General features: G+C 73.8%; 21 protein-coding genes. 12 read left to right on the forward strand and 9 right to left on the reverse strand.

Annotated elements, in window-relative coordinates:
- Window position 1: 1 nt before the first annotated feature.
- Genes LQ940_RS20845 through LQ940_RS20855 form a run of 3 tightly spaced genes read left to right on the forward strand, consistent with a single transcriptional unit; the run spans window position 2 to window position 2,680 of the window.
- On the forward strand, window positions 2–700 hold the full coding sequence (locus LQ940_RS20845) for a response regulator transcription factor (protein WP_231241405.1): 699 nt from the start codon (window positions 2–4) through the stop codon (window positions 698–700).
- A complete protein-coding gene (locus tag LQ940_RS20850) occupies window positions 697–2,154 on the forward strand; it encodes a HAMP domain-containing sensor histidine kinase (RefSeq protein ID WP_231241404.1) in 1,458 nt (485 codons plus the stop codon). The genes LQ940_RS20845 and LQ940_RS20850 overlap by 4 nt, the downstream gene beginning before the upstream one ends.
- On the forward strand, window positions 2,138–2,680 hold the full coding sequence (locus tag LQ940_RS20855; RefSeq protein WP_231241403.1) for a hypothetical protein: 543 nt from the start codon (window positions 2,138–2,140) through the stop codon (window positions 2,678–2,680). The genes LQ940_RS20850 and LQ940_RS20855 overlap by 17 nt, the downstream gene beginning before the upstream one ends.
- On the opposite strand, the gene LQ940_RS20860 is transcribed toward LQ940_RS20855, so the two are convergent.
- Window positions 2,673–2,921 carry a hypothetical protein gene (locus tag LQ940_RS20860; protein ID WP_231241402.1) on the reverse strand — a complete coding sequence of 83 codons (249 nt, stop codon included), beginning with the start codon at window positions 2,919–2,921 and terminating at the stop codon, window positions 2,673–2,675. The genes LQ940_RS20855 and LQ940_RS20860 overlap by 8 nt on opposite strands.
- Window positions 2,922–2,935: 14 nt before the next feature.
- Window positions 2,936–3,406 (reverse strand): hypothetical protein, encoded by a 471-nt coding sequence (locus LQ940_RS20865; protein WP_231241401.1) that lies wholly within the window; start codon window positions 3,404–3,406, stop codon window positions 2,936–2,938.
- 204 nt (window positions 3,407–3,610) lie between these two features.
- Here LQ940_RS20865 and LQ940_RS20870 point away from each other — a divergent pair, with 204 nt between their 5' ends.
- Window positions 3,611–4,561, forward strand: a complete 951-nt coding sequence (locus LQ940_RS20870) for a GlxA family transcriptional regulator (protein ID WP_231241400.1) — start codon at window positions 3,611–3,613, stop codon at window positions 4,559–4,561.
- Window positions 4,562–4,563: 2 nt separating this feature from the next.
- On the opposite strand, the gene LQ940_RS20875 is transcribed toward LQ940_RS20870, so the two are convergent.
- The 6 genes from LQ940_RS20875 to LQ940_RS20900 form a co-directional block, all read right to left on the reverse strand.
- Window positions 4,564–5,835: an anthranilate synthase component I family protein gene (locus LQ940_RS20875; RefSeq protein ID WP_231241399.1), complete on the reverse strand. Its 1,272-nt coding sequence runs from the start codon at window positions 5,833–5,835 to the stop codon at window positions 4,564–4,566.
- Complete coding sequence (locus LQ940_RS20880) at window positions 5,832–6,404, reverse strand: anthranilate synthase component II (RefSeq protein ID WP_231241398.1); 573 nt, start codon at window positions 6,402–6,404, stop codon at window positions 5,832–5,834. The genes LQ940_RS20875 and LQ940_RS20880 overlap by 4 nt, the downstream gene beginning before the upstream one ends.
- A gap of 9 nt (window positions 6,405–6,413) precedes the next feature.
- On the reverse strand, window positions 6,414–8,327 hold the full coding sequence (locus tag LQ940_RS20885) for an anthranilate synthase family protein (protein WP_231241397.1): 1,914 nt from the start codon (window positions 8,325–8,327) through the stop codon (window positions 6,414–6,416).
- A 75-nt stretch (window positions 8,328–8,402) separates the two neighbouring features.
- On the reverse strand, window positions 8,403–9,863 hold the full coding sequence (locus LQ940_RS20890) for an outer membrane protein assembly factor BamB family protein (RefSeq protein ID WP_231241396.1): 1,461 nt from the start codon (window positions 9,861–9,863) through the stop codon (window positions 8,403–8,405).
- Between the two features lie 50 nt (window positions 9,864–9,913).
- On the reverse strand, window positions 9,914–12,112 hold the full coding sequence (locus LQ940_RS20895) for a HelD family protein (RefSeq protein WP_231241395.1): 2,199 nt from the start codon (window positions 12,110–12,112) through the stop codon (window positions 9,914–9,916).
- Window positions 12,113–12,500: 388 nt separating this feature from the next.
- A complete protein-coding gene (locus LQ940_RS20900) occupies window positions 12,501–13,268 on the reverse strand; it encodes an enoyl-CoA hydratase family protein (protein ID WP_308217417.1) in 768 nt (255 codons plus the stop codon).
- 55 nt (window positions 13,269–13,323) lie between these two features.
- Here LQ940_RS20900 and LQ940_RS20905 point away from each other — a divergent pair, with 55 nt between their 5' ends.
- The 8 genes from LQ940_RS20905 (at window position 13,324) to LQ940_RS20940 (ending at window position 22,321) form a co-directional block, all read left to right on the forward strand.
- Window positions 13,324–14,847: a molybdopterin-dependent oxidoreductase gene (locus tag LQ940_RS20905; protein WP_231241393.1), complete on the forward strand. Its 1,524-nt coding sequence runs from the start codon at window positions 13,324–13,326 to the stop codon at window positions 14,845–14,847.
- Between the two features lie 86 nt (window positions 14,848–14,933).
- Window positions 14,934–15,605: a fasciclin domain-containing protein gene (locus LQ940_RS20910; RefSeq protein ID WP_231241392.1), complete on the forward strand. Its 672-nt coding sequence runs from the start codon at window positions 14,934–14,936 to the stop codon at window positions 15,603–15,605.
- A gap of 40 nt (window positions 15,606–15,645) precedes the next feature.
- Window positions 15,646–16,248 (forward strand): ECF RNA polymerase sigma factor SigK, encoded by a 603-nt coding sequence (sigK, locus tag LQ940_RS20915; RefSeq protein WP_231241391.1) that lies wholly within the window; start codon window positions 15,646–15,648, stop codon window positions 16,246–16,248.
- Window positions 16,245–16,952, forward strand: coding sequence for an anti-sigma factor (locus LQ940_RS20920; RefSeq protein ID WP_231241390.1), 708 nt, complete (start codon window positions 16,245–16,247; stop codon window positions 16,950–16,952). The genes sigK and LQ940_RS20920 overlap by 4 nt, the downstream gene beginning before the upstream one ends.
- Window positions 16,952–18,943 carry an FAD-dependent oxidoreductase gene (locus LQ940_RS20925; protein WP_231241389.1) on the forward strand — a complete coding sequence of 664 codons (1,992 nt, stop codon included), beginning with the start codon at window positions 16,952–16,954 and terminating at the stop codon, window positions 18,941–18,943. Before LQ940_RS20920 ends, LQ940_RS20925 begins: the two co-directional genes overlap by 1 nt.
- Window positions 18,940–20,232 carry an SAM-dependent methyltransferase gene (locus LQ940_RS20930; RefSeq protein WP_231241388.1) on the forward strand — a complete coding sequence of 431 codons (1,293 nt, stop codon included), beginning with the start codon at window positions 18,940–18,942 and terminating at the stop codon, window positions 20,230–20,232. The genes LQ940_RS20925 and LQ940_RS20930 overlap by 4 nt, the downstream gene beginning before the upstream one ends.
- Window positions 20,229–21,500: an SAM-dependent methyltransferase gene (locus tag LQ940_RS20935; RefSeq protein WP_231241387.1), complete on the forward strand. Its 1,272-nt coding sequence runs from the start codon at window positions 20,229–20,231 to the stop codon at window positions 21,498–21,500. The genes LQ940_RS20930 and LQ940_RS20935 overlap by 4 nt, the downstream gene beginning before the upstream one ends.
- Window positions 21,500–22,321 (forward strand): DUF1295 domain-containing protein, encoded by an 822-nt coding sequence (locus LQ940_RS20940; protein WP_231241386.1) that lies wholly within the window; start codon window positions 21,500–21,502, stop codon window positions 22,319–22,321. Before LQ940_RS20935 ends, LQ940_RS20940 begins: the two co-directional genes overlap by 1 nt.
- A gap of 12 nt (window positions 22,322–22,333) precedes the next feature.
- On the opposite strand, the gene LQ940_RS20945 is transcribed toward LQ940_RS20940, so the two are convergent.
- Window positions 22,334–22,717 carry a PLD nuclease N-terminal domain-containing protein gene (locus tag LQ940_RS20945; RefSeq protein WP_231241385.1) on the reverse strand — a complete coding sequence of 128 codons (384 nt, stop codon included), beginning with the start codon at window positions 22,715–22,717 and terminating at the stop codon, window positions 22,334–22,336.
- Window positions 22,718–22,761 lie beyond the last annotated feature (44 nt).

Genomic DNA, 22,761 nt, shown 5'->3' on the forward strand with positions numbered 1-22,761 from the left:
CGTGCCTCCCGTCCCCAAGCCGCGCGTCCTCGTGGTCGAGGACGACCGCGCCGTACGGGAGTCGCTGCGGCGCTCGCTGGAGTTCAACGGCTACGACGTGCGGCTGGCCGGGGACGGCGCGGAGGCGCTGGCCACGATCGGGGCGGCCCAGCCCGACGTCGTGGTGATGGACGTGATGATGCCGCGCCTGGACGGGCTGGAGACGACGCGCGCCCTGCGCACCGCCGGCAACCGGGTGCCGATCCTGGTGCTCACCGCCCGCGACGCCGTGGGCGACCGGGTCGAGGGGCTGGACGCGGGGGCCGACGACTACCTCACCAAGCCGTTCGCGCTGCAGGAGCTGCTCGCCCGGCTCCGGGCGCTGCTGCGCCGGGTGGTCCAGGACGAGGACGCCCCCGAGGAGGTCCTGACCTTCGCCGACCTGTCGATGAACGTCGCCACCCGCGAGGTGTTCCGCGGCCAGCGGCGCATGGAGCTGACGCGCACGGAGTTCACGCTGCTGGAGATGTTCCTGCGGCGGCCGCGGCGGGTCCTGGAGCGGGCGTTCATCCTCGAGGAGGTGTGGGGCTACGACTTCCCGACCACCGCCAACTCCCTCGAGGTGTACGTCGGCTACCTGCGCCGCAAGACCGAGGCCGAGGGCGAGCCACGACTGATCCACACCGTGCGCGGTGTCGGCTACGTGCTGAAGGAGTCATGAGCACCGACACCCCCGCGAAGGCCGTCGGCGGCGGCTGGTTCCACTACCGACGCTCGCTGGCGAGCCGAGTGACCCTCCTGACGACGATGGCGGTAGGGCTGACCGTGGCCTTCCTCGCCGCCGGCGCCTACGTCACCGTGCGCATGCAGCTGCAGTCGACGCTGGACGACACGCTCATGGAGCGGGCCTACCAGACCACCAAGGCGCCGACCCTGATCGACCGGCGCACCGGTGACGAGCTGCCGGCCTGGGCCGTGCTCGCGACCGACCTGCGGATCGCCGTCGTGTTCTCCGACGGCTCCACGCCGTACCGGCCGGAGAAGCTCGACGACGCCCCTCGGCTCGGCAGCCCCGAGCTGGCCGTCGCGCGGGGCGAGGCGAAGTCCAGCATCCGCACGGTGGTCGGCGGCGACCAGGAGTACCGGGCGGTCACCGTGCCCTACGGCGACGGCCAGGCGCTGGTGATCGCCCAGTCGCTGGAGGGCCAGCAGCGGGTGCTCACCAAGCTCGGCGTGGTGATGGCGACGTTCGGCCTGCTCGGCGTGCTCGCGGCCGGCATGGCCGGCTGGGGGGTGGCCCGCAACGGCCTGCGACCCGTGCGCCGGCTGACCAGCTCGGTCGAGCGGATCGCCCGCACCGAGGACCTGACCCCGCTGCCGGTGGAGGGCGACGACGAGATCGCCCGGCTGGCCTCGGCGTTCAACCAGATGCTGCTGGCGCTGGGCGCCTCGCGCGATCGCCAGCGCCAGCTCGTCGCCGACGCCGGCCACGAGCTGCGTACGCCGCTGACCTCGCTGCGCACCAACGTGGACCTGCTCACCCAGGCGTCCTCCCCCGGCGGGCCCGACCTGCCGACCGAGGCGCGCGAGGAGCTGCTCGACGACATCCGGGCCCAGATCGAGGAGCTGACCACGCTCATCGGCGACCTGGTCGAGCTCGCGCGCGACGAGCCGCTGGCCCGCGTGGTCGAGCCGGTCGACCTGACCGGCATCGTCGACCACGCGATCAGCCGGGTGCGGCTGCGCGCGCCGTCCCTGACCTTCGACGTGGACGCCGAGCCGTGGTGGGTCGTCGGCGAGGCCAGCGGGCTGGAGCGCGCTGTCACCAACCTGCTCGACAACGCCGCCAAGTGGAGCCCGCCCGGCGGCCGGGTCACGGTCCGGCTCACGCGCGGCGTGCTGATCGTCGACGACGAGGGGCCCGGCATCGCCGAGGCCGATCGGCCGCACGTGTTCGACCGGTTCTGGCGCGCCGACGAGTCCCGGGGCCTGCCGGGCTCCGGCCTCGGGCTCTCGATCGTACGGCAGGTCGCGGAGCGGCACTCCGGATCGGTCGAGGCGACCGTGGCGCCCAGCGGCGGCGCCCGGCTGGTCATGTGGCTGCCGGGCTCCGAGGAGCCGGCCCCGCCTTCCCCACCGGATCCCCGAGAGGACGCGCATGCGCGTACGTCGTAACGCCCTCGCGGCGCTGCTGCTGGCCCCCCTGCTCGGCGGCCTGCTGACCGCCTGCTCCGAGGACGAGCCGCCGCCGAGCCCGCACGGGGAGGCCGCCGAGCCGTGGAACCCCTGCGACGGCATCACCCCCGCCCAGGCGCGCAAGGCCTTCGGCACCGCGTTCACGATCGACGAGGGGGCCGAGGGCGAGCCGCGGTGCGTGCTGACCCCGCAGGAGAAGGGGGGGCCCGCGATGGAGGCCAACTACCTGCTGTTCCCCGCCGGCCTCGACGCCGCCTTCGAGGGCATGGGCGAGCTCGAGGGCGAGATCCTCGAGATCGACGTGCCGGGCGCCGACGACGCCCGCCTGGTCATCAGCCCGGAGCAGGACTCGCTGCTGATCAGCGGCTTCGTGCAGAACGGCGACCTGATCCAGACCCTCAACCTGGTCGACCCGGCGCCGTTCGACCGCGCGGCCGCTGTTCGCGGGATGCGCCAGGCGCTGGCCGCGTTCTCCGCGCACGCCCAGAGCGCGGACATCACCTGATCCGGCGCTCCCCGTGCAGGGCGAGCAGGCCGCCGACGACCGGGAGGCAGCCCAGGAGGCGATCGCGGGGGCGGAAGCCCGGGGCCAGGAGCACGATCACCGCGACGCAGAGGTAGACCGCGCCGTGGACCGGGCCCATGGTCTGGGTCACGGCGCGGTGGTGGGCGGTGGCGAGGTTGACCAGCAGCGTCCCGAGCGTCGCCACCTCGAGCACGGCCAGGACCGCGAGCGTGAGTAGCACGCCGCGCGCCGGCCTCACGAGACGTAGTCCGAGCCGGGCCGGACCACCATGAGGATGACCACGGCGGCCCAGAGCAGGTTGAAGATGCCGGCGAGCATCCCGATCCGGGCGAGCTGCCGCCGGTCCAGCGGGTCTGACAGCGCGGCCGCCTGCGCCGGCACGATCCGGAAGGCGAGCACGCCACCGGCCACTGCGGTGAGCACCATGGCGACCGAGATCCAGACCTCCCCGAAGCGGCCCTGCACGAACGACAGTGCGATCCCGACGAGCGGCACCAGGATCCCGATGACGCCGTAGACCCGAGTGATCCGGTGCAGCGCCTGCGCCACGGCCAGCGAGCGGCCGGCGTCCCGGACGGTCGCCCCGGCGGTCGCCCCGACGGTGGACACGGGGGCGTAGCGCGGGAAGAGCGAGCTCGCGATCGCCACCGGCCCGACGAACAGGATGCCGCCGAGCACGTGCACGGCCAGCAGTGCGGCTTCCAAGGGTCCTCCGTAGGTCGTGTCCCGCCCGTACACCGGGCGCGCTCCGCCGAGTGCCCGGCCGGGACCCCTCGACGCTAGGGCGCCGCACAGGGGTGCCACCAGTGGCCTGATCGCCACCTATCGCAAGGATTGCGCCACGCCGTCTGGCCGGTGGTTGAGCCGTATCGGGTTGTCATGGGATCGGCGCTCGCTAGCATTCCTGCCATGCACACCGTCGCCATCCTGGCGCTGGAGGACGTCATCCTCTTCGACCTCGGCACCCCGGTCGAGGTGTTCCGCACCGCCCGGCTGCTCGACGGTCGGGCGGCCTACCGGGTGCTGGTCGCCGGCCCCGAGCCGGAGGTCGGGGCGGGAGTCGTCTCGCTGCGGGTGCCCCACGGACTGGAGGCGCTCGAGACCGCCGACACCATCATCGTGCCGGGCCTCGCCGACCCGCTGCGACCCGTCCCGCAGGCGGTCGTGGCGGCGCTCCGGCAGGCCCACGACGCCGGCACCCGGGTCGCGTCCATCTGCGTGGGCACGTTCACGCTCGCCGCGACCGGGCTGCTCGACGGGCGCCGCGCCACGACGCACTGGCGCGCCGCGGACCTCCTCGCCGCCCGCCACCCCGCGATCGACGTCGACCCGGCGGTGCTGTTCGTCGACGAGGGGTCGCTGCTGACCTCGGCCGGCGCCAGCGCCGGCATCGACCTGTGCCTGCACCTGGTCCGGCGAGACCACGGCGCCGCCGTCGCCGCCGACGCCGCGCGCTCCGCCGTACTGCCACTCACCCGGCCGGGCGGGCAGGCGCAGTTCATCCTCCGCGACGCGCTGGGTCCGGACGCGACGCCGCTCTCGGCGACGCTGGCCTGGGTGGAGGAGCACGCGCACCGACCCCTGACCCTGCAGGACATCGCCGACCGGGCCGGGGTCAGCACCCGCACGCTCAACCGGCGCTTCCGGGAGCAGACCAACATGACGCCCCTCGCGTGGCTCGGGGCGGCCCGGATCCGGCTCGCCCAGTCGCTGCTGGAGACCACCGACCACTCCGTCGAGCGCATCGCCCACCAGACCGGCTTCGGCTCGGCGGCCAACTTCCGGGCGAAGTTCCGAGCCGCGCTCGACACCAGCCCGGCGGCGTACCGGCTGGCCTTCGCCACCGTCAGCCGCGGCTGAGCTCAGCTCGGGAGCGTGAGCGCAGCGAGCAGCCGCTCCGCCTTGAGGGCGGCCTCCTCGTGCTCGGAGACGACGTCGGACTGCACGGTGATGCCGCCGCCGGTGCCCAGGAGGTAGCGGCCGTCGCCGGCGGTGGTCAGCGAGCGGATGACGACGCCGAGGTCGGCGCGGCCGTCGGCGGCCACCCAGCCGAACGCGCCGGCGTACACCCCGCGCGGGGAGTCCTCGACGGCCCGGATGATCTCCATCGAGCGCAGCTTGGGGGCTCCGGTCATGGAGCCGGCGGGGAACAGCGCGCGCAGCGCCGCCACCGTGGAGACGCCGTCGGCCAGGTGGCCGCGCACGGTGGAGACGAGCTGGTGGACGGTCTCGTAGGACTCCACCTCCATCAGCGCCGGGACCCGCACCGTGCCCGGGTCGCAGACCATCGCCAGGTCGTTGCGCAGGAGGTCGACGATCATCAGGTTCTCCGAGCGGTAGCGCGGGTCGGTGGCCAGCGCCCGGCGGTGCGCCTCGTCGTCGGCGGCGGTGCTCCCTCGCGGCGTGGTGCCCTTGATCGGCTTGGTCTCCAGGGTGCGGTCGGCCGTGATGAGCGCGTAGCGCTCCGGCGAGGAGCTGAGCAGCCACCCCCGCGCCCCCGCGACGTCGTGCTGCAGGAAGCCGGCGTACGGCGCGGGGTTGAGCTGGCGCAGCCGCAGGTAGGCCGCGACGGGGTGCAGGTCGCTCACCGTCTCGCGCCGGTAGGTGAGGTTGACCTCGTAGGAGTTGCCGGCGTGGAGCTCCTCCTGGACGCGGTCGAAGGCGGCCGCGTAGGTGGCGTTGGGCGGGCCCGGGTGCCGGACGCCGGGCGCGGGCGTCGGCCGCAGCACCCGGTCCGGGTCGGCGTGCTCGAACAGCCGCACCTGCCGCGCCCGCATCCACACCGCGTCGGGGACCCCGCCCGGCTCGGCCACCGATGCGGGCAGGTCGGGCCGGCAGGCGTAGCCGAGGTAGCCGAACCACTGGTCCCCGGGCTCACCGCTCGCGAGCCCCTCCTCGAGGACCGCGAAGACGTCGTCGCCGACGACCTCGGAGCGACCGCCGGCGTGACGCGTGACCTCGCGCCGGGCCGCGGAGTAGGACAGCGAGACGTCGTCGTCGTCCAGCCAGCCGATGAGCGAGCGCCGCCCCGACCACTCGCGGGCGCCGCCGCCGTCGAGCCAGAAGCAGCGCGGGTGGGCCGCGGCCACCTCGGCGAAGAGCGCGGCCGGGTCCCCCTGCGGGCTGTCGGTCACGTCTGGGCCAGGAAGTTGCGCACGAGCGCGGCGCCGTGCTCGGAGAGCACCGACTCGGGGTGGAACTGCACGCCGACCAGCGGCAGCTCGCGGTGCGCCACGGCCATCGTCACCCCGCTCACCTCGTCGAGCGCCGTACGGCGCAGGCTGTCGGGCAGCTCGAGTGCGGCCAGGGAGTGGTAGCGGACCGCGCGGAACCCGTCGGGCACCCCCGCGAAGAGCCCGTCGCCGTCGTGGCGCACGACCGCCGTGACCCCGTGGCCGGGTGGCACCCGGTCGACCCGACCGCCGTACGCGGCGACGAGGCCCTGCATGCCGAGGCACACGCCGAGCACCGGACGGCGCGCGGCCAGGAGGACCGAGCGACCGACCGCGAAGTCGGCCGGGACCCCGGGGTGGCCCGGTCCGGGCGAGAGAACGACGTGGGAGTGGGCCAGCACCTGCTCGGGCGTGACCTCGTCGTGCTGGACGACCGCGGGCAGCACGCCGGTGACCTCGGCGACGAGGTGGACGAGGTTCCAGGTGTAGGAGTCGTGGTGGTCGACCACGACGACGTCCGGGGCGACCATGAGGCCAGGCTAGGGCCGCGGGCCGTCGAGGAGCAGTCCCACGACGAGCTCGTGGAGGAGGTCGTAGCCGCGCTCGGTGAGGATCGACTCGGCGTGGAACTGGATGCCGCGGTAGTGCGGCCCGGCCAGCGAGCTGATGTCCCCGGTCTCGGGGTCGGCATCGACCGAGACGCCGGCCGGCAGCGGAGCCTCGCCCTGGCGGCCCACGAACGTGTTGTAGAAGCCGACCCGCTCGGTGCGCCCCTCGATCTGCACCTGCGACTGGGTGCCCTGGAAGACGATGTCCTTGTAGGTCAGAGGGATCCCGAGCTCGTGGCACAGCGCCTGGTGGCCCAGGCACACCGCGAGGAAGGGCCGCTCGTCGGCCAGGAGGGACGACACGGCCTCACGCAGGCGCGCCATCTTGGGATCGGCGTCGTCGCGCGGGTCGCCGGGGCCCGGTCCCACGATGACCAGATCGAAGCCGTCGAGGCAGCCGGCGACGTAGTCCTCGTGGCGCACCACGGTGCTGGTGAGGCCGAGGACGCCGAGCACGTGGCGCAGCATGTTCACGAAGTCGTCCTCGCCGTCGAGGATCACCACGCTGCGACCGGCCAGGCGCGGGTCGGGCGGGGCGCCGGCCTGGTCGGTGAGCCAGAACCGGCTGAGCCGGCGGTTGCGCGCGTTGAGGGCGAGCAGCACGTCCTCGTCGTTGACCAGCTCGGCGACGTTGACGTCGGGCACCGGCGCCGCCGGGACCAGTCCGAACGCGCGCAGGATGCCGGCCGCCTTGGCGTGCGTCTCGGCCACCTCGTACGCCGGGTCGGAGTCGCGCACCAGCGTGGCCCCCGCGGTCACCTTGAGGCTGCCGTCCAGGCCGACGTCGGCGGAGCGGATCACGATCGGGCTGTCGACGACCGGGCCACCCACGGCGTCGCGGCCCAGGACGGCCAGCGCGGCGCCGTAGTAGCCGCGCCCCTCGGTCTCGTACTTCTTGATCAGCCGGCAGGCGTTCTCCACCGGGCTGCCGGTGACCGTGGCGGCGTACATGGTGTCGCGCAGGACCTCGCGCGGGTCGCGGTCGGTGCGGCCGGCGAGCAGGTACTCGGTGTGCACCAGGTGGGTCATCGGCTTGAGGAACGGCCCGAGCACCTGGCCGCCCTCGTGGCAGATGTCGCACATCATCTTCAGCTCCTCGTCGACGACCATGAAGAGCTCGTAGATCTCCTTCTCGTCGTGGAGGAAGTCGAGGAGCTGGTCGTGCACCGAGCCGGAGCGCGGGATGCGGAAGGTGCCGCTGATCGGGTTCATCCGCACGTCGCCGCCGTGGATGGACACGTGCCGCTCGGGGCTGGCGCCGATCAGGTAGCGGTCGCCGGTGAAGAACAGGTAGGTCCAGTAGGCGCCGCGCTCGCGCTCGAGCAGGTTCTTCAGGACGGTGAGCGCGACCTGCGGGCCCCAGTCGGCGACCTTCGCCCGGTAGTGGCGCCCGATCACCAGGTTGGCGCCCTCGCCCTGCCCGATCTCGTCGCTGATGATCGCCTTGACCAGCTCGCCGTACTCCTCGTCGCCGGTCTCGAAGCCGCCGCGGTCGGTGAACTCCACCGGCACCTCGTCGATCGCCTCGATGATCTCCGCGACCGAGAACTCCAGCTCGGTCTCGACGTCGACGACCACGAGCGGGGCGCAGTCGTCGTGGGCCTCGAAGCCGCGCTCGGCGACCTGGCGGAACGGGATGGCCAGCAGCCGGTCGGCGAGGTGGCCCTCGACCGGCACCCCCTCGTCGAGCGGTACGTCGAGCAGCGACTCGACCACGCTGCGCCGCCCGCCCACCAGCCCGACGGTGTCGCGGTCGCCCGCCCGGGTCGAGCGCCGGATGATCGCCCAGGCCTCGTGCCCCTGGAGCGCGGCGATGGCGTCCCGGGCAGCGGAGGTCTCAGACATGACGGCAGCCTAGTTGTCCGGCGCCTCGCGGAGAGCCCCGTCCCGTCCGGTGGCTGCGCGGGGCGGACCTCGACCTCAGTCCCGGGCGAGGACGAAGAGCCCGCCGCCCGCGGAGAGCAGGACGTGCTCGTCGTTGACCTCGATCTCGCTGACGACCATGCCGGTGTCGCGGCGCCGCGTCTCGCCGGTCTCCTCGTCCACGAGGAGCAGCCCCGGGACGGCGTACTGAGGGACGAGCCAGGTGCCGTCGACCTCCTCGGCCCGGTCGACCTCGGCGTCGGCGTTCGGGCCGGTCACCGGCGCCCGCCACCGCTCGGATCCGTCCGCCAACGACCAGGCGACGAGCACGTTGCTCTCCTCGTCGTTGACCGCCATCACGGCCAGGTCGCCCCAGACCGCCACGATGGTGCTCGGCGCGGGCTTCTCCCAGAGCGGCTCGCCGTCGGGACCGACCGCCACCAGGGTGGTGGCGACGTCCTGCGCCCCGTCCTCGCACGCGCACTCCATCACCTCCAGCAGCACGGCGCCGGTCTCGTCGTCGCCCCCGACGACGCTGGCCACGAGGGGATCGTCGGCGTCCGCCGGGTAGGTCCAGCGGAGCTCGCCGGACCCGGCGTCGCGCGCCTCCACGCCGCTGGGCCACGACTGCCCCTGCCCGGTGGTCGCACGCGCGACCGCCCGCTCACGCAGGTTGCCGCCACCTCCGGACGCCCCCGTCACGGCCGTCTCGCTCAGGACGGCCAGGTCGCCGACCACGCGCAGCTCATCCGCGCGAGCGAGCTCGAGGTCCTCCTGGAAGCCGACCTCACCGTCAGCGGGGTCGACCCGGCTCAGACGCAGGCCACCGTCGGAGGCCCCGGTCTCATGGACGACGATGACCTCGCCGTCGACGTCGTCGAGATCGAGGCTCCTCGGGGGCGGCGAATCGAAGTCGCCCGTGAGCCACACGCACGACAGCTCCTCACCGGAGGCCGGGTCGTAGGCCGCGACCCGCGGGGCCCGGCCGCCGGGGTGGCTGAGCGTCACCAACCGGTCGTCGAGCAGCCCGAGGCCCGGCGCGGAGTCGTGCTCGAAGCCCCGCATCCAGCGCAGCTCGCCCGCGGGCAGGTCGACGCCACCGAACCAGCTGTAGAAGCCCAGGTCAGGCCCGCCGCCCGAGTCCACCACCGTCACCGCGTCCGCCCCGTCCACGAGGACGACCGGGTCCACCTCCATCCCGCTGGTCCACATTCCCGACTCCAGCTCCCCCAGCGGCGCTCCGAGTCGAGGCAGCCGCTCGAGCGCGGCGCTCCGCAGTGCGCGGACGCGGTCCAGGGGCACCGAGCCGTCGTCGTACGGCGCTGTGGGGTCGAGCTCGTCGGCCGCGACGAGGGGGAGGCCGCTGCCGGCGTCCACCTCGTCCATCGAGACGCTCGTGCCGCCGTCGGCCGAGCAGCGGCTCTGCCAGCGCTCGATGCCCTGCCAGACGCCGAGCCCCGCGACCACGAGCACACCGGACACCACCAGCGGGAGGCGCTTGCCCCTCAGATTCGTCACGCGGCCGATCAGACCACACGGGGGCCGTGGTCGCGGGGAAACGCCCGCCGTCAGCTGACGGTGGTGAGCAGCTGCGTGGCGCGGGTGAGGACGACGTAGAGAGTGGCGCGCCCGGTGGCGGACTCGTCCTCGATCTCCTGGGGCCGCACGACCACGATCCCGTCGAACTCCAGGCCCTTGGTGTCCAGGCCGGTGAGGACGACGACGCGGTCCGTGCCCGAGGGCGCGACGGAGGAGTCGACGGCCTGCCGCGCAGCCGGGGCGTCGTCGGCGAGCTCGGGCCACGACGCCAGCCAGGCGTTGACCTCGGAGCGACGCGCGACCGGGACCACGATCCCGACGGTCCCCGAGACCTGGCCGGCCACCTCGACGACCGCGGCGCGGGTCGCGGCCTCGAGGTCGCTCACGCCGGTGATCTCGACCGGCGCGACCCCGGTCGAGCGGACCGCCGTCGGCAGGTCGGCGTCCAGCCCCACGCGCGAGGCGTACGCCGCGGCGTACTCGTAGATCTCCGAGCTGTTGCGGTAGTTGGTCGAGAGGTGGAACTCGTGCAGAGCCTTTCCCTGCAGCGCCTCGGCGCGGGCGGCTGCCGACTCCTCGGGCACCGGCCACGACGACTGCGCGGGGTCGCCGACGATGGTCCACGAGGCGCCGCGACCGCGGCGGCCCACCATGCGCCACTGCATCGGCGTCAGGTCCTGCGCCTCGTCGACGAGGACGTGGGCGAAGCCGTCGTCCTCGATCCGGTGGGTGGGGGCGGTCCAGGCGCGCCCGGTCGGTGCGTACTCCCGGTCGGAGGCGGTCGTCAGCTCCTGCATGTCGACGCCGCCCTCGACCAGCGCCATCGGGTCGTCGCGCTCGTCGTCGGCCTTGGCCGGCACGTCGCCGAGCGCGTAGCGCAGCTCGTCGAGCAGCGCGACGTCCTCGACCGACAGCGAGCCGTCGCTGCTCCACGACTTGGTGAGCAGCAGCTGCTCCTCGGCCGTCAGGATGCCGTCGGCGACCCGGGCCAGCAGCTCGGGGTCGCGCAGCCAGGTCAGCACGTGGGGAGCGTCGAGCGGCGGCCACCAGCTGACCGCGAAGTCCACGAACCGCTGGTCGGAGAGCATCTCGTCGTCGAACGCCTCGCGTCCGCGTTCGCGGCCCCGCTCACCGCGGACCTGGCGCCACATGGCGTCGAGCAGCGCGGGCGCGACCCGGGTCAGCTGACGGTTGCGGCGGCCCTGGTTCATGAGCTGGCGCCGCACCCGGCCGAGGACGCCGCGGTCGAGCACGATCGTGTCGTCGCGCCAGAAGATCCGCAGCTCGGAGGGGCTGCCGGGCGCCTGCTGGCGCGCCGTACGGCGAATCACCTCCGCCATCCGCGCGGAGCCCTTGACGTCGGCCACGGCCGGCTCGTCGTGGCGGGTCGCGCGCACCCCGTCGACGACCTCGCCCAGGGAGCGCAGGGCGACGGCGGTCTCGCCGAGGCTGGGCAGCACCCGGCCGATGTAGCGCATGAACACGCCGCTGGGCCCGACGATCAGCACGCCGCCGGACTCGTAGCGCCGCCGGTCGTTGTAGAGCAGGAACGCCGCCCGGTGCAGGGCGACCACGGTCTTGCCGGTGCCGGGGCCGCCGGAGATGGAGACGACGCCCTTGCCGGGCGCGCGGATCGCCTGGTCCTGCTCGGCCTGGATGGTCGCGACGATCGAGTGCATGGAGCGGTCGCGGGCCCGCGAGAGCTGCGCCATCAGGGCCCCCTCGCCGACGATCGGCAGCTCGACGCCCTGGGCCTCGAGCTCGGCGTGCGCCTCGGCATCGAGCAGCTCGTCCTCCACGCCGACGACCCGCGGGCCGGTGCACCGCAGCACCCGGCGGCGTACGACCTGGTGCGGCTCGGCGGCGGTGGCCTGGTAGAACACCGCGGCCGCGGGTGCCCGCCAGTCGATCAGCAGCGAGTCGCGGTGGGCGTCGCGCAGGCCGATCCGCCCGATGTAGCGCGGCTCGGGGTCCAGCTCGTGGCGCAGGTCCAGCCGGCCGAACACGAGTCCCTCGTGGGCGGCGTCGAGCTGGGCGATGCGCTTGGCCGCCTGGAAGACCATCGCGTCGCGCTCGACCAGGCCGCCCTCGTGGCCCAGGCGACCGCGGTCGTGCCCCTCGCGTGCCAGCGCCCGGGCCGCCGTGGCGGAGTCCTTCAACTGGACGTAGACGCGGTCCACGAAGTCCTGCTCGCGAGCAATCTCCCGCTCGACCAGCTCCTCAGTCAACGAACATGTCCCCTCGAGCACCAGACGGCCATGACCCACCGGACCACGGCGAGCAAGTCCTCAAGCCTATACGGCGTGCCACGCCGCCTGCGGAGGGTTCTCCAGAAGGGCGGAGACCCCGCTCCGGCGCGTCGTGCTCTGCGCCACGAACGGGGTCCCCGTGGTGGTCGGAACCGGTCTCCCGCGATCCCCCCAGACCCTCGGGTGACCGTGTCCCGTAGCCGGCGGCTGTACGTCCCCGACCCTGGGAACGCTACGTACGCGGTTGCCACATCCAGTCAACCGCGCGGCCACGCTTCACCCAGCGATTGGTAACAGAGCACCCACAAGGGACCCTCAGCCGATCCACAAATCCACCGTCGGCGGGCCCTCGGCGGCCCCGAACGGGCTACTTCTTCCGGCTGAGGAAGGCCAGCATGGCCTCGCGGGCCTCGTCGGAGGCGAACAGCGCGCCGCTCAGGGCGGCCATCTCGTCCCCGCGGGCGGCGATCCGGTCGAGGATGTCGACGGCGAGGAGCCGCTTGGTCTCGCGCAGACCCTGCGCGGAGCCGGTGACCAGCGACGCGACCACCGCGGCGACCGCGGCGTCCAGCTCGTCCGCGGGCACCGCCCGGGTCACCAGGCCCATGTCGACGGCCTCGGCCGCGGTGAACGGCTCGCCGGTGAGGAAGGCCAGCGACGCGGCGCGCGAGGTGAGCCGGGGCAGCACGGTGAGCGAGATGGCGGCGGGGGCGAGCCCGAGCTTGACCTCGGTGAGCGCGAACGTCGCCTCGGCGGCGGCCACCACGATGTCGCAGGCGGCGACCAGGCCGATGCCACCGGCGCGGACGGCGCCCTGGAGGCGGGTGACGACCGGCTTGCGGAGCGAGACGATCTGGCGCTGCATCTCCACGAGGACCTTGGCGCCCTGCTCCATGCTCCCGGACGCGGCCTCGGAGAGGTCGGCCCCCGAGCAGAACACCCGACCGGTGGCCTGCAGGACGACGACCTTGACGTCGTTGTCCACGTCGACCGTCTCGAGGTGGCCGAAGAGCTCGCCGACGAGCTGCTGGGAGAGCGCGTTGCGGTTGTGCGGCGAGTCCAGCGTGATGGTCGCGACGCCGTCGCCGACCTCGAGGTGGACGAGCTCGTCGGCGGGAGGGGTGACGTTCGACATGGCGGTCATCCTGCCGCACCCCATCCGCGGGGCGCACGGTGACGAAGTCCTTCACATGCGCTCTCGACTGATCTACGCCGGCTTCGGGCTGCTCGCCGCCCTCCTGGGGGTGGGCGCCGGCCACCTGACCGCCTCGCTGCTCGACCCGGCGTCCTCGCCCGTCTTGGCCGTGGGCTCCACGGTGATCGACCTGACGCCCACCCCGATGAAGGAGTGGGCCATCCGGGAGTTCGGCAGCAGCGACAAGACGATCCTGGTCGGGTCGGTGCTGGTCGGCGTGCTCCTGCTCGCCGCCGTCGCCGGGCTGCTGGCCCGCCGGCGGCTCGCCCTCGGCGCGGGCCTGCTCCTGCTGCTCGTCGGGGTGGCCGCGGCCGCGGCGATGTCGCGCCCCACCGCCGACCTGACGGACCTGCTCCCCGCGCTCGTGACCGCCCTCGCCGGTGTCGGCGCCCTCGCCTGGCTCGACCGGGCCTACCGCTCCAGACGTCGCAGCGCAGCGGCCGCCGCCGAGGGCGCGGGGCCCAGCCGGCGCGGGGTGGTCGTCGCCGCAGCCGTCGTCGCCGTCGCCGCCGCGGCGCTCGGAGGCGCCGGTCGGGTCATCGGCCGCCTGCGCAGCCGTCCGGAGGACGTGGACCTGCCCACGGCGGCGGATCCCTCGCGCGCCCTTCCGGAGGGCATCGAGGGGCGGGTGCCCGGCATGACGCCGTTCCGGACGCCCAACAAGGACTTCTACCGGGTGGACACCCGCCTCGACACCCCCGTCATCAGCGCCGACGACTGGACGCTCACCATCGACGGCGACGTCGAGCGCGAGCTGACGTTCAGCTTCGACGACCTGCTCGAGATGCCGCTCATCGAGCGTGACATCACGCTGACCTGCGTCTCCAACAGCGTCGGCGGCGAGTACGTCGGCGCGGCGCGCTGGACCGGCGTCCGCCTCACCGACCTCCTGGACCAGGCGGGGGTCGGGAGCGGCGCCGACCAGATCCTGAGCACCGACTTCGAGGGGATGACCATCAGCACCCCGCTCGAGCTGGCCACGGACGGGCGCGACGCGATGGTGGCGCTCGGGATGAACGGCGAGGGGCTGCCGCGCGCGCACGGCTTCCCGGCGCGACTCGTGATCCCCGGGCTCTACGGCTTCATCAGCGCGACCAAGTGGGTCACCCGGCTGACCCTGACCACGTACGCCGACCGGTCGGCGTACTGGACCGACCGCGAGTGGGCCACGGACGCGCCGATCAAGCTCTCGGCGCGCATCGACACCCCGAACGCGCTCGACGACCTGCCGGCGGGCGAGAACCTGGTCGGCGGCGTCGCCTGGGCCCAGCAGCGAGGCGGCGTCGCGAAGGTCGAGGTCCGCGTCGACGGCGGGGCGTGGCAGGCCGCCGAGCTGGGACCCGACGGCGGCAACGACTACTGGCGACAGTGGTTCTACCGCTGGGACGCCGCGCCCGGCTCGCACAGCCTCGCCGCCCGGGTCACCAGCGGCGACGGGGAGCGGCAGACGACGGCGTCGGCCGAGCCGTTCCCCGAGGGATCCAGCGGGCTGCACGAGCTCCTGGTGAACGTGGACTAGACGTCCAGAAAGCCGCCGGCGGCGCCAATCCGGACCTAGGACCGCACCGAACCACCTCCAGACATCATCAACGGAAGGCACGCATCATGAAGCTCCAGACCACCAGCCGCAACGCCGGCCTCGCCGCCGCGGCCATCGCCCTGTCGCTCACGCTCGCTGCCTGTGGCGAGGAGGACGACTCCAGCTCGGGCTCCGACGACACCTCGCAGTCCGCCTCGGAGACCCCGATGGAGGAGGAGTCCCCCATGGAGGAGTCCCCCGAGGCCGCCGCGGCCGACCAGGTCTTCGGCGACGGCTGCGCCGCCGTCCCGACCTCGGGCGACGGCTCCTTCGACAGCATGGTCAAGGACCCGGTCGCCACCGCGGCCAGCACCAACCCGCTGCTCTCGACCCTGGTCACGGCCGTCGGCGAGGCCGACCTGGCCGGCACCCTGAACGACCTGCCGGAGGCCACCGTGTTCGCGCCGGTCAACGACGCTTTCGCGGCGATCCCGGAGAAGGACCTCAACGCGATCCTCGCCGACAAGGCCATGCTCTCCAAGATCCTGACCCACCACGTGGTCGGCGTCGAGCTCGACCCGATGGCGGTCGTCGGCGAGCAGGAGACGGTCAACAAGGACATGCTGACGGTCGCGGGCGACGAGACCGGCATGACGGTCAGCGACGGCACGGTCACCGCCAACGTGATCTGCGGCAACGTCCCCACCGCCAACGCCACGGTCTACATCATCGACCAGGTCCTCGCCGGCGCGAAGTGACCGGTTCCCAAGAGACGAGCTGAGCGCGAGGATCAGGCCCATGGACCCGACCAGGCCGGCCGTCGCCGGCGTCCCCTCTCCGGAGGGGGCGCCGGCGACGCCGGACCTCGGCGACCTGATGAACCTCTCCGCCCGGGGCGACCAGGCGGCGTTCGCTCAGCTGTACGACGCCGTCGCGGCGCGCGTGTTCGGCCTGGCCGTCCGCGTGGTCCGCGACCCGGCGCAGGCCGAGGAGGTCACCCAGGAGTCGCTCCTGGAGATCTGGCGCACGGCGAGCCGCTACGACGGGGACCTGGGCAGCCCGATGGCCTGGATCCTCACCATCGTGCACCGCAAGGCCGTCGACCGGGTCCGCTCGGCCGAGGCGGCCAGCCGCCGGGACACGACGTACCACTCGCAGAACCAGGCGGTCGACCACGACTCGACCGCCGACGCCGCGCACGCCTCGCTGGAGGCCAAGCGGGTCCGCGACGCACTGCACTCCCTGACGCAGGTCCAGCGCGAGGCGCTGGAGCTCGCCTACTTCGGGGGCTACACACACACCGAGGTGGCTACGATGCTCGACCTCCCGGTCGGCACCGCCAAGACACGGATCCGCGACGGTCTGATCAGGCTGCGCGACACGATGGGAGTAGGAACATGAGCAGCGACATCCACGCGCTCTCGGGTGCCTACGCCGTCGACGCGCTCGACGACCTGGAGCGCGCCCAGTTCGAGCGGCACCTCGCGGAGTGCGAGACCTGCCGGGCCGAGGTGCGCAGCCTGCGGGAGGCGACCGCCATGTTGGCGCAGGCCGTCCGCCAGGAGCCGCCTGCCGGACTGCGCGACCGGGTCCTCGCCGGCATCGACACCGTGCGTCCGCTGCCTCCGGTGGTGCCCGCTCCCGAGCAGCGCCGGCGCCGGCGGCTGCCCCTCCTCCTGGCGGCCGCCGCGGTCGCCGCCGTGGTCGGCATCGGCGCCGTGGCCGCGTGGCAGCCGTGGGACGACGACACGTCCCAGGGCACGCCGAGCGCCGCCGAGCGGGTCCGCCAGGCACCCGACGCCGAGACCTTCACCCAGCGGGTCGACGGCGCGACCGTGACGCTGGTCCGCTCCGCCCAGCTCAACCAGGCCGTCATCTCGGCGGAGGGCCTGCCCGAGCTCGACGAGTCGCAGGTCTACGAGATGTGGCTCCTGCACGACGGGCTCATGGTCCCGGCCGGGATCATGGAGGGCGAGTCCGGCGAGCTCGAGCTCGAGGGCGACCCCGCCACCGCGCAGGGCGCCGGCATCACCGTCGAGCCCGCCGGCGGCTCCCCGGAGCCGAGCAGCGACCCGGTCCTGACCTTCGAGTTCGAGCAGGCCTGATGAGCCACCAGCACCGCCGCCGCGTCGCGGTGGTGGGATCCGGCGTGGCCGGACTCACCGCCGCCCACGTCGCAGCCGGGCACGCCGAGGTCACGCTCTTCGAGGCCGACGAGCGCCTCGGCGGGCACGCGGACACCCACCTGGTCCACGAGGGCGAGCGCGAGCTCGCGATCGACACCGGCTTCATCGTGCACAACGAGCGCACCTACCCGGTCCTGCTGCGCCTCTTCGCCGAGCTCGGCGTCGCCACGCAGGAGTCGGAGATGTCGATGTCCATCCGCGACGACAGCACCGGCCTGGAGTGGGCCGGCGCGCTCGGCCCCAAGGGCGTGTTCCCCGGGGCTCGCCACCTGCTGCGCCCGCGCTACCTGCGGATGCTCGCCGAGATCCCGCGCTTCCACCGGGCCGCGCGCCGCCTCCTCGCCACGGAGGGGGCCGACACCACCCTGCGCGACTTCCTGGCCGCCGCCGGCTTCACGCCGTACTTCACCCGGCACTTCATGGAGCCCCTCGTCGCCGCGGTCTGGTCCTGCGACCCCGCGGTCTCCCTGGACTACCCGGCCCGCTACCTGTTCACGTTCCTGCAGCACCACGGGATGCTCGCGGTCTTCGGCTCGCCTCCGTGGCGCACCGTCACCGGCGGCTCCCAGGAGTACGTCGGTCGCCTCGCCGCCCGGCTGCCCGACGTGCGCACCGGCACCAAGGTGACCTCCGTGCTCGAGACGGCCGACGGCGTCGAGATCACCGACGGCAACGGCGTGGTCTCGACGTACGACGCCGTCGTCCTCGCGACCCACCCCGGCCACGCCCTGGCGATGCTCGCCGAGCCCACCGCCGCGCAGCGCGAGGTCCTCGGCGCGATGCCCTACGCGCCCAACGTGGCCCTGCTGCACACCGACACCGCGCTGCTGCCGCGCAACCCGAACGCATGGGCCAGCTGGAACGTACGCCGACCCGCGACCCAGGGACCAGATCGCGCCGGGGTGCTGGTCACCTACGACCTCACCCGCCTGCAGCGCCTCGACACCGAGACCCGCTACCTGGTGACGCTGGGCGGCGAGCACCTCGTCGACCCGGCCACGGTGATCGCGCGGAGGGAGTACGAGCACCCGCTCTACAACCCCACGTCGGTCGCCGCGCAGCAGCGGCTGCCGGAGATCGCCACCGACCGGGTCGTGTTCGCCGGTGCCTACCACGGGTGGGGCTTCCACGAGGACGGCGCGCGCTCCGGCCTGGCCGCCGCCGAGCGCCTCGGCCTCGCCTGGGACGCACCGCCCGCCGAGACCGCCGGCCCCGCCCGCGCGGCGGCGGTCTACGAGACCACGATCAGGCACACCCGCCGCACGCCGTTCGCGCGGACCTTCGAGCACCGCTCGCACACCTGGGTGGTGGACCTGGACCGGCTGCCCGACCACGGTCTGCTGGCCCGCTTCGAGGCGCGCGACCACCTCGGCGACCCGGACCGCACGATCCGCGCCAACGTGGAGGCGCTCCTGGCCCGCGAGGGGATCGTCCTGGACGGCGGCCGGGTCCTGATGGCGGCCCACGCCCGCGCGTTCGGCCACTGCTTCAACCCGATCAGCGTGTTCTGGTGCCACGACGTCGCCGGCGGCCTGGCCGCGACCGTGGTCGAGGTGCACAACACCTACGGCGACCGCCACGCCTACGTCGTTCATCCCGACGGGCAGGGCCGGGCGAGGACGCCCAAGGCCATGTACGTCTCGCCGTTCCACGGCACCGACGGCAGCTACGAGCTGGCCGTGCCCGTCCCGGGCCGGCGTCTGCACGTCGCCGTCACCCTCCACAGCGACGACGGCGAGGTCTTCTCGGCCTCCCTCTCGGGGCGTCGTACCGACCGCGGAGCCTGGCGCGCCGCACCCGAGGCCCTGCGCGGCTCCGCGCTGATCCGGGCCCACGGCGTGTGGCTGTGGCTGCGGCGGCTCCCGATCCGTCCCCGTCCCGCGCACCACCAGGAAGGAGTCTCCCGATGACGATGACTCCCGCACGTCCCCTCGTGAACCACTGGCCCGGCCTCGACGTCGTGCCCACCGGTCCGCGCGCCGCCATCTCCGCGCGCGTCGCGAAGCGGCTCTTCCGCGCCGCGATCGACCGGCTCGACGTCACCGTGCTGGCCGGCGAGGAGACCTTCGGCCGGGGCGGCCCGGTCGCCGTCGTCCACCGCCCCGAGGAGCTCTACGCCCGGATCGGGCAGCACCAGCTCATCGGCTTCGGCGAGGCCTACCTCACCGGGGCCTGGGACGCCCAGGACCTCGGCGGGTTCCTCACCGTGCTCGCCGCCGAGATCTCCGACCTGGTGCCGCAGAGCCTGCAGCGGCTGCGGGCCGCGATCGTCGCCCGGCCGCCGCGCGGTCACCGCAACAGCGAGGCCAACACCCGCGACAACATCGCGCACCACTACGACCTGTCCAACGAGCTGTTCCAGCAGTTCCTGGACCCCACACTGAGCTACTCCTCGGCGCTGTTCCCCGGCGACGTCGTCGACCGGGGCGAGCACCTGCAGGCCGCCGCGCCGTACGGCGTGCCGGTCGCGGACGACCTGCACGACGCCCAGGCCCGCAAGATCGAGCGCCTGCTCGACGAGGCCGGCGTGGGCGCCGGGACCCGCCTGCTCGAGATCGGCTCCGGGTGGGGCGAGCTGGCCGTCCGGGCCGCGCGCCGCGGCGCCACGGTCCGCACCATCACGCTCTCCACCGAGCAGCAGGCCCTGGCCCGTGAGCGGGTCGCCGTGGCGGGGCTCTCCGACCTGGTCTCGGTCGACCTGTGCGACTACCGCGCGGTCGAGGGCTCCTACGACGCGGTCGTGTCGGTCGAGATGATCGAGGCCGTCGGGTGGGAGTACTGGCGGACCTACTTCGAGACGATCGACCGGGTGCTCGCGCCCGGCGGGCGGGTCGCGATCCAGGCGATCACCATGCCCCACGAGCGGATGCTCGCGACCCGACGCACCTACACCTGGATCAACAAGTACATCTTCCCCGGCGGCTTCCTGCCGTCCGTGCGCGCGCTCGACGAGGTGACCTCGGCGCACACCGGTCTGTCCCTGACCGGCCGGCTCTCCATGGGCACGCACTACGCCGAGACGCTGCGGCTGTGGGACGAGGCGTTCCTGGCCGCCTCCCAGCGGGTGCTCGGGCTCGGGTTCGACGAGACGTTCCTGCGGATGTGGCACTTCTACCTGGAGTACTCGCGCGCCGGCTTCGCGGCCGGCTACCTCGACGTCAACCAGCTCACCTTCGCGCGGCTCGGGGAGGGCGCGTGAGCGCCCTGGACGTCGCGCCGCGCCTGGCCGCCGCGGTCGAGCCGTTCGTCGGCGGCGAGCTGCCGGTGCGGCTGCGCGCCTGGGACGGCTCGGAGGCCGGACCGCCGGGCGCCCCACTGGTGGAGCTGCGCTCGCGCGACGCCGTACGCCGCCTGCTGCGCCACCCCGGCGAGCTCGGGGCCGCGCAGGCCTACGTCACCGGGGAGCTGGAGGTCCACGAGGAGGGCGGCTGGGACCTCGACGCCGCGCTCACCCACGCCTTCTCCGTCGCCCGCGAGCGGGGCCTGGGCGGTGGGCGGCCGAGCGCCGCGGCGCTGGCGCGCGCCGTCCGCGCGGTCGCGGGGACCGGTGCCCTCGGGCGTCCCCCCGCAGCGCCGGCCTCGCAGGCGCGCATCCGCGGCCGGCTGCACAGCCCGCTGCGGGACCGCCGCTCGATCAGCCACCACTACGACCTCTCGAACGAGTTCTACTCGCTGATCCTGGACCCGAGCATGGCCTACTCGTGCGGCTACCACGCCTCACCCGACCAGCCGCTCGAGGAGGCGCAGGCCGCCAAGCTGTCACTGGTCTGCCGCAAGCTCGGCCTCGGGCCCGGGATGCGGCTGCTCGACGTCGGCAGCGGCTGGGGGTCGCTGTCGCTGCACGCCGCCGAGCACTTCGGGGCGCGCGTGGTCGGCGTGACCATCTCGGCGGAGCAGAAGCGGCTCGTCGACGCCCGCATCGCCGAGCGCGGGCTGGCCGACCGGGTCGAGATCCGGCTCCAGGACTACCGCGAGGTGCCCGAGCGCGACCACTTCGACGCGGTGTCGTCGATCGAGATGGGCGAGCACGTCGGCCAGGGCAACTACCCGGCGTACGCCTCGGTCCTGCACCGCTCGGTGCGCCCGGGCGGGCGGGTGCTGGTGCAGCAGATGTCGCGGACCGGCCGGTGGCCCGGCGGCGGCCCGTTCATCGAGTCGTTCATCGCCCCGGACATGTACATGCGCCCGGTCGGCGAGACCGTGGCGCTGCTCGAGCGCTCGGGCCTCGAGGCACGCGACGTGCACGGGCTGCGCGAGCACTACGTCCACACGGTCGCCGGCTGGCTGCGGCGCTTCGAGGCGAACGCCGAGCGGCTGACCGAGCTCGTCGGCGAGGAGGTCGTGCGGGTCTGGCGGCTCTACCTCGTGGGCGGCGCGATGGCCTTCCGCGACGGGCGCATGGGCGTCGACCAGGTCCTCCTGGTCCGCCCCGGCGGCTCCCACACCCTGCCGCTGGTGCGTGGGTGATGGCGGCCCTCCTGATCGTCAGCGCGGCCGCTCTCGGGTCGGTCGCGCTGATCATGCTTGCGACCGCGCTCCTGGCCCGCCGCCTGGGCCGGGTGGCCGTGGTCGACGTCGCCTGGGGGCTCGGCTTCGTCGTGGTCGCCGCGGTCTGCGCGGTGGTCGGGCTCGGCAGCGAGCGCGACCCGGTCCGGCCCTGGCTGGTGCTCGCGCTGGTCGCGCTCTGGGGCCTGCGCCTGGCCTGGCACATCCGCCGCCGCGCGGTGGGCCACGGCGAGGACCCGCGCTACGAGGAGGTCCTCGGCGGCACGCTGCCGGAGGTCGGCCTGGGCGTCGCCGTGCGCAAGGTGTTCGTGGTGCAGGGTCTCGCGGTCTGGTTCGTCTCGCTGCCGGTGCAGGTGGGCGCCGTCTCGGAGGTCCGGTCGTGGGCGGTCGTGGCGGCCGGCGTCGCGCTCTGGGTCGTCGGCGTGGTCTTCGAGAGCGTCGGCGACGCCCAGCTTGCGGCGTACAAGCGGGACCCGGACCGGCCGAAGGTGATGGACCGCGGGCTGTGGCGCTACACCCGCCATCCCAACTACTTCGGCGACGCCTGCGTCTGGTGGGGCGTCTGGCTGGTCGCCGGCCTCGGGTCGGGCTGGGAGGCCGGTCTCGCCACCGTGCTCGCCCCGGTCGCCATGACCTACTTCCTGGTGTTCGCCACCGGGGCCCGGCTGCTGGAGCGCACGATGATGCGGCGCGAGGGCTACCCCGCGTACGCCGCCCGGACCTCGATGTTCCTGCCGCTGCCGCCCCGCCGCGCCGGCGGCGCCCGCCGCGCGGTCGCGTGACGGCGCCGGCTCCTACGGTCCCGGGACCGGCGGCTCGGGCTCCGGGTCCTGCTCGCTCGCTCGCTTCTCCTGCTCGTGGCGGCGGCGCTGCTCCTCGGCGCGCTCGCGCAGCCGGCGCAGGAACTCCTCGTCCTTGGCCGGGTCGCTGGCCGACATGCGCCCCGGTCGGTCGTACTCGGGGTAGGCCGTCGCGACGCCCGAGCGCCGTACCTTCTCCGGCCGCCCGGCCACCAGCCAGGCGACGGAGCCGATGAAGGGGAAGAGCAGCACCACCAGCAGCCAGACGATCTTGGACAGGTTGCGGATGCGGCTCTCGTCGCTGCCGATGACGTCGACCAGGCAGAAGACCCAGAGGGCGAACGTGACGACGGCCCCCAGCAGCTGCAGCTTGACCATGCAGGGATTGTGGACCACCCGACCGCGCGGCGCACCGGGATCGG

Origin of the sequence: Nocardioides sp. cx-173 (genome assembly GCF_021117365.1) — a bacterium.
Lineage (GTDB): Bacteria > Actinomycetota > Actinomycetes > Propionibacteriales > Nocardioidaceae > Nocardioides.